The sequence below is a fragment of the Methanobrevibacter millerae genome, assembly GCF_900103415.1.
Taxonomy (GTDB): Archaea; Methanobacteriota; Methanobacteria; order Methanobacteriales; family Methanobacteriaceae; genus Methanocatella; species Methanocatella millerae.
Window position 1 is genome coordinate 55,287 of record NZ_FMXB01000017.1, and the last position, 6,561, is coordinate 61,847.

Sequence of the window (6,561 nt, forward strand, 5' to 3'; positions counted from 1 at the left end):
ATAAATTTTCCTTAATAGATCGCTCATCTAAAGGTTCAATATCATCATAACTCAACGGTTGTGGAACCTTAGCAATCCTAATAGGTTCTCTAGGCACAATAGGTTTTCCAAAATTGAACATAATATCACCTTTTCTTATTAATTAATTTGATTGTGAAGTATTTATAACTTCCCATAATTCAAATCTCGACTATAGTATTCTTCTTTTTTTACCCAAACAAAGCCATCAAATTTTGATATTACTGCTACATTCACTTCACCACCAACAATATTTAAATCCATTGACGCCCGATATCTTAATGAAGTTACTTTAATGAGTATCTCCACCATTTCCGCCAATTCCTTTTTGGAAAGTAATCCCAGTGCTTCCAATTTATAATTTAAATGATATTTCCTATAATCATTAAGAAAATCCATGTATTCTTGATTTTTATCATCGATAAATAATTTGAATTCCTTTACACGTTTTGAAACATTATTAACTTGCACATCAGCAATATTACTTTTCAAATCAATAAATGACATAAAATCATTTAAAAACCCACTAAAAAAAAGAGAGTTATACTGATTAATCAAATCAAAAAATTCTGGATGAATGCCATCCAAAAATCCCCAAATTACACCAGTTTGTGCAAAAGGAACAACCATATTCTCACTGGAATTTAATTCCGACTTTTCACTTTGAATTTCAATGTTACATCCATTATTTAATATTATTTCAATGTTAACATATGAAGGATAGTTTTCACCATCACTAAAACCAACAATTACAATGCCCGTTGAAGGATAGAGCTGATAGAAGAAATAATTTTTTAGAGCTTTCCACCCATTAAATCCAATTTCAACACATAAATCTTTAAATAACTGATCATATTCTGCCAATTGTAGAAGAAATTCCGGAACTTCCAATTTGGAATACTTTTCTATTTCCAAGTTAATTTCTTCCCTACTTAATCTGGCGAAATATCTGATTACTTCTTCTTTGAATTTAGGAAATAGAATTTCAATATCCCTTTTAAAGTCATGATGCGGAGTGTTATTAGCTAAAAAATCAATGAATGTATCTTTAACGTCCATTACAGTATTGATTTTGCTAAAATCAGTGTCTTTACAGAAATCCGCTATCAGATTTTCCATTGATATCTTTTCAAAATTAGCAGATCCGTAAATCATCAGCCCCATCGGCAATTCATCATCAAGCTTGAATAATTTCCTAAATCCGTCTGCAGTTTTCTTTCCGCCAACAGTTATGGCGCTGTCGACTCCGATTGAAACGGAATTTCCATTCATAACTAATATTTCACAAGTCATGATATCACATCTTTTTTCATAATAATCATGTAATTATTTAAAACAAGACATATAAAAGCTTAACTAATTTTTTAAAGCAATATTGATGCGATAGAGTAAAATTGTACGACTTTATAGTTTTTTAAAAAGGAAGTAATATTCAAAAAGCGAGTAATTTTCAAAAAGAAGGTAATTTTCAAAAATCTAAAAAACACCTAGAATCGGTTCAAATACAAATAAATTACAACAAAAAAAGAATGAAAAGGCATTAATCAATATTGCATTAAATCCCCGGCCAAAATGATTAACGGGACAATGACGACAATAAAAGATTCAAAGATTTCCAGAATATCAATTCTGCATGATTTTTTTGAAAATTTAGGCGTTCAAAAATTAGAAAAATATTAAATATTCATTATTACAAAATTATTTCTTGAGTAACATCTCCCGTGTTACTTTTGAAAAAATCATCTTAGTGTATGTTTCTTCGAAACATATGCTAAGTTTCCATTAAACTTACTCTTTTTTTGTGAAATTCAAGCCAGTTTTTTAAGGAATCATCATCCCATGAAATGTCCCTTTTCAGAAGAAAAATTACTGCATGAATAATTGAAAACAGCCATCATTAAAAGCATACTTAATATGAAATTATATCGTTTAATCCAAATGAAAAGCCAAAATAATTAATGTTAATTAATGGAAACAATAATAAGATTGGTGTTATCTACATGAAAAAAAGTAAAAAAGTTAAAGAAATTAATCTTTAACTTGAAACGGTAACAGTATTTGCAGCGTTCAAGCCGTTGTAACTTGACGTTATGATGTATTCTCCGGCCATCAAATTAATGGCTAATCGGGCAATACCTTCCTCATCAGTTATCCTTTCATAAAACACTCCGTTAATGTTGAATGTTACCGTTTGGCCTGCATAAGGATTTCCCTGACCGTCCAGAATCCTGGCCTCGAACTTGGATCCGTCCTTGTATTTCATTGACAAATCATGGGTTTCAATAACGGAGAGCACCTTAATGGTATTTGATGCCATAAGGCCGTTGTAATCAGCCGTTATAATATATTCACCCGGTTCCAGGTTGATGTTCATTTTAACGTAGCCGTCATCGTTTGAAATTCTCTTGTAGAACACTCCGTTAATGTTTAAAGTAATTTCAACACCTGCCTTGACAGGATTGCCCTTATCGTCCAGTAATCTGAGAGAATACTGTGAAGCGTTCCTGTAATACTTGGTCAAATCATGGTTTTCAACGATTGAAGGAAGCACAGTGATGACATTCGTATGCTGTTCGCCCGTTTCAGGATTTTTGGCGGTGATTACATACACACCGGGATTTAAGTTAATGTTCATGCGGGCAACGCCCTCCTCATTGGTGGTTCTTGTATAGAATACACCATTGATATTGAATTCAACATTGGTATCTCCCATCAAGTTACCCATAGTATCCAGAAAAGTAGCATAGTACTGCGTTGCGTTTCTAAAAATCTTAGTGACATTATTTCCGGAAACTGTAGGTTTAACCAGGATTTTTGATTGGACCTTATTTCCTTCAATTTCGCTTGTAACATCATATAGGCCGCTGTTGAGGTTAATGGCCATTGACGCTTCACCGATTTCATTCGTAGTTCTGATGTAAGTAACGCCATTGAGATGGATAGTTACATCCACACCCTCGGCAGGAAGGACTCCCCCATCGGGACTTTCAATGAGAACGGATACGTAAAACCTATCAGGGCTGCCATAATACTTGCTTAAATTATTGGCTTGAATAAAGTATTTGCCATATTTGGTGCTTTCAATCAAATCGCAATTTGAAAGTTCATAATCCGATTCCGCACAGATGAAATTTTTATCATTTAAAATGCTTTTGGATACATCATGATATGTCTTATTGACAGTGCCGTATCCCACAAAGACCGAATCGATTACCTTATTTGAAACTCGGGATAAGTAAATGGCACTGCCATGAGACCCCTCATTATCCTCGAAGCGGCAGGCAATGAAAGTCGAATTGCCCCAAGCGTAAACTGCACCTCCGCTTTCATAACCGGCATTGCCTACAAACTCGCAATTTCGAACGGTTAAATTACCTCCGCCACAGATAGCACCACCATAAAGCGCTGCACGGTTATTCACAAAGCTGCAATCACTTATAGTCACGTTGCCTGAACAGTAAACGGCTCCTGCCAAATCATTTGCCCTATTATTAGTGAAATTAGAATTGCTGATTTGGACGTTGCCCTGAGCGGAAATTGCTGCCTGATATGAAAGGCCATCAGTAAAGCTGCAATCCTTTGCTGTCAAATCAGTTAATGAATATACAATACCTAAAAATGCCTGGTTGTGAGTGAAACTGCAGTTTTCAAGAATCATTTTGCCTTTATTATAAATAACACTATCCGAGCCCGTATTGTGAGTGAAACTGCAATCCTCAAGAGTCATTATGCCTTCATTAAAAACAATGCCATCTAACCCCTCATTATCGCTGAATCCGCAGCCACTGAGTGATGAAGTGCCCTTGCAATAAATAGCCGCATAATCATTTTCCGTGAAGTCGGTGTTGCTGACGGTCAGATTGGCCCCGGAATAAATCGCATAATAGGAATTTTTTACAAAACTGGAATCGTAAATGTTTAAAATACCGTTTTCACAATAGATGGCACCGCTTTCAACGGCATGGTTGTGCTCAAAACGACAATTGCCGACAGTTAAAATGCTATTTTTAGAATAAATGGCTCCGCCAATGCCATCTGCAAAAACATTAGTAATTGACCCCCTTTCAAAAGAAATATTGTTTAAAGTCACATTGCAATCCTCAATATCAAATATCAGATTCTCACCGTTTCCGTCCAGTACATATCCATTGCCCTCAATTCGGATACTTTTTCTGATTTGAACGGCAGAATTATCCCTATATCCAACATAAGTATAATTTTTATCCAGTTCAATTACATCGCCATCATGGGATTTGTCTATTATGTCCTGCAAATCTTTAAATGACGCTTCTACTACTTTTACTGTGGATGTTTTTTCGTTAGGGGAAAATGAGTCGTCACCCAAATACCTGACCTGCACATCATAACTTCCAGCAGCCAAATCGGATTTTACAAAAGATGCCGTGCTGTCGGTTAAAGTTAATTTTTCTTCATCGCCTGCGATATTGACAATAACGTCACCGGTGGCGCCTTTATTAACGCTTATGTTGATTACAACGGCATCGGAAACGAAAAATACGTCTCCATTTATAACAATGCTGGAAGATCTTGTAATGTTTTCGACATGAATCTTCGCAGGGTTAAAGTCATTAGGAGTATTGTTGATGAATTTGGTATTGGAAATCTTCACATTCGTGTTTTTGGAATATATGGCGCCCCCATAGGAAGCGGAATTATTGGCAAAAGTGCAGCCGTCAACGGTCAATTCACCATCAACGCAAATGGCTCCTCCACCGCCAATCACATTATTGTTTGAAAAGCTGCTTCGGCGGACATCCAGAATGCCTTTAACATAAATGGCACCGCCATAATCACATTCCCCGTTATCCGTAAAGCTGCAGCCGTCAACGGTCAATTCACCATCAACGCAAATGGCTCCTCCGTTACCGTAATAGTTCGTATTATTCACAAAGCTGCAGCCGTCAATCGTTGATTTTCCCTTTACGTAAATGGTGGCCTTGCTAAACTCAATGTTATATTCATTCACAAAGCTGCAGTTGCCGGCAGTCAGATTGCCTTCAACAAATATTGAATCGCCATCGCCTGCATGATTATTTTTAAAATCGCAGCCGTCCAGAGTCAATTCACCAATACACTTGATGGCACCGCCCTCGTCTGCACCGTTATCCGTAAAGCTGCATCCGCTGACAGTCAAATCGCCATCACATAAAACAGCACCTCCATCAAAACCGTTATTATTCATAAAATTGGAATTCCTTATAATATAATTGTTTCCGGTTAAAGAAACAGCACCGCTGCCACAATTAATAAAATTACAATTGAGTATGGCTCCGTTATCCCCCTCACATTGAACGGCAAATATTGAAGTTGAAGAAAACATCGAAAAATTAATGTTGCTTAACACCACACCTGAAGAGCGAATGTCAAATCCACCATCGATTGTGTGTCCATTACCGTTTATTGTAATTCTTTTATCGATTTGCGCATAATAATCGGAACAATCATAGTTTTTATTTAAATTAACTGTTGAGCCTTCTGAAGCCTTATCAATTATCAGTTGCAGTTCCGAAAGACAGCCCACATCATCGCCTATAATTTCATTATCTTCCAGTGAAACGCTAATCATGTCGCCGGCATCTTCACCTAATGTTTGATTTGCATCATCCGCCGCTGAAACGCAGGCCATTGAGATGACAAACAAAATCAAACAGATAAAAATCAAAAACTTTCCTTTCATAATTATCCCATTCTAATCCATTAAATAAAAAAATTAAAATATGTTTAGAATTTTATCAAAAGACATTTATATAAATAGTGAATTTTAATGAAAAATAAGGCGTTTTTCAAAAAAAAAAGTTAAGGAAATCTAATTCCCTAACTTGTAACGGTAACCTTGTTTGCGATGTTTGTTCCGTTGTAGCTTGAGGTAATGATGTACTCGCCAGGCATAAGGTTAATGTTCAGTTTAGCCAGCCCGGAACCGTCAGTTACCCTATTGTATAAGACACCGTTGATGTTGAATGTCACGCTTTGACTGGGATAAGGAGCTCCCGTGCCGTTAACAAGCGCTGCAACGAACTGATTCGGAGTGCCCTGTTTTTTAATCAAATCATCGGCAGAGAGAACTGGAAGAACGATAATGTAGTTTGAAACCATGCATCCCCCATACTCAGCAGTAATGACATAGTCTCCGGGCTGCAGGTTAATGTTCAGCTTGGCAATGCCTGACTCATCAGTAACGCGCTCTTGAACCTCCCCGACCTTTTAGAGGTCGGGGATTCCTAGATTTTTTTTGCTTAATAGTCTATTAAGTCTGAACTAGGCTATCCCCGTCGCACCAACGGTTCAGTATATTAATTGCGGCATTTACATCCCTATCAAGTATTTTTCCACATTTCGGACACATCCATTCCCGTTCTTTTACATCCAAATCTTCATTGATGTGTTGGCAGTGGTGGCATGTTTTGCTTGTATTTTTTGCGTTTGTGAATTGTACACCGTCTGCTTCGGGTTTGTAGAGTTGGAATTTATCTTTAAGTCTTTGTATGAATCTCGATAGAGGAAATATCATGTTTTGCTCTC

4 protein-coding genes are annotated in these 6,561 nt (G+C 36.6%); all 4 read right to left on the minus strand.

Annotation, left to right across the window (positions count from 1 at the left end):
- Window positions 1-162: 162 nt before the first annotated feature.
- A complete protein-coding gene (locus tag F3G70_RS09415) occupies window positions 163-1,311 on the minus strand; it encodes a hypothetical protein (RefSeq protein WP_149732452.1) in 1,149 nt (382 codons plus the stop codon).
- Between the two features lie 742 nt (window positions 1,312-2,053).
- Window positions 2,054-5,716 (minus strand): right-handed parallel beta-helix repeat-containing protein, encoded by a 3,663-nt coding sequence (locus F3G70_RS09420; protein WP_149732453.1) that lies wholly within the window; start codon window positions 5,714-5,716, stop codon window positions 2,054-2,056.
- Window positions 5,717-5,853: 137 nt separating this feature from the next.
- On the minus strand, window positions 5,854-6,135 hold the full coding sequence (locus F3G70_RS09425) for an Ig-like domain repeat protein (RefSeq protein ID WP_149732454.1): 282 nt from the start codon (window positions 6,133-6,135) through the stop codon (window positions 5,854-5,856).
- A 151-nt stretch (window positions 6,136-6,286) separates the two neighbouring features.
- The coding region (locus F3G70_RS09430; protein ID WP_223166063.1) for a zinc ribbon domain-containing protein at window positions 6,287-6,561 on the minus strand (275 nt) is incomplete at its 5' end.

Excerpts from the sequence above, each read along its gene's own strand:
- F3G70_RS09415 (WP_149732452.1), bottom strand. The coding sequence starts at position 1,311 with ATGACTTGTGAAATATTAGTTATGAATGGAAATTCCGTTTCAATCGGA.
- F3G70_RS09420 (WP_149732453.1), bottom strand. The coding sequence starts at position 5,716 with ATGAAAGGAAAGTTTTTGATTTTTATCTGTTTGATTTTGTTTGTCATC.
- F3G70_RS09425 (WP_149732454.1), bottom strand. The coding sequence starts at position 6,135 with ATGGTTTCAAACTACATTATCGTTCTTCCAGTTCTCTCTGCCGATGAT.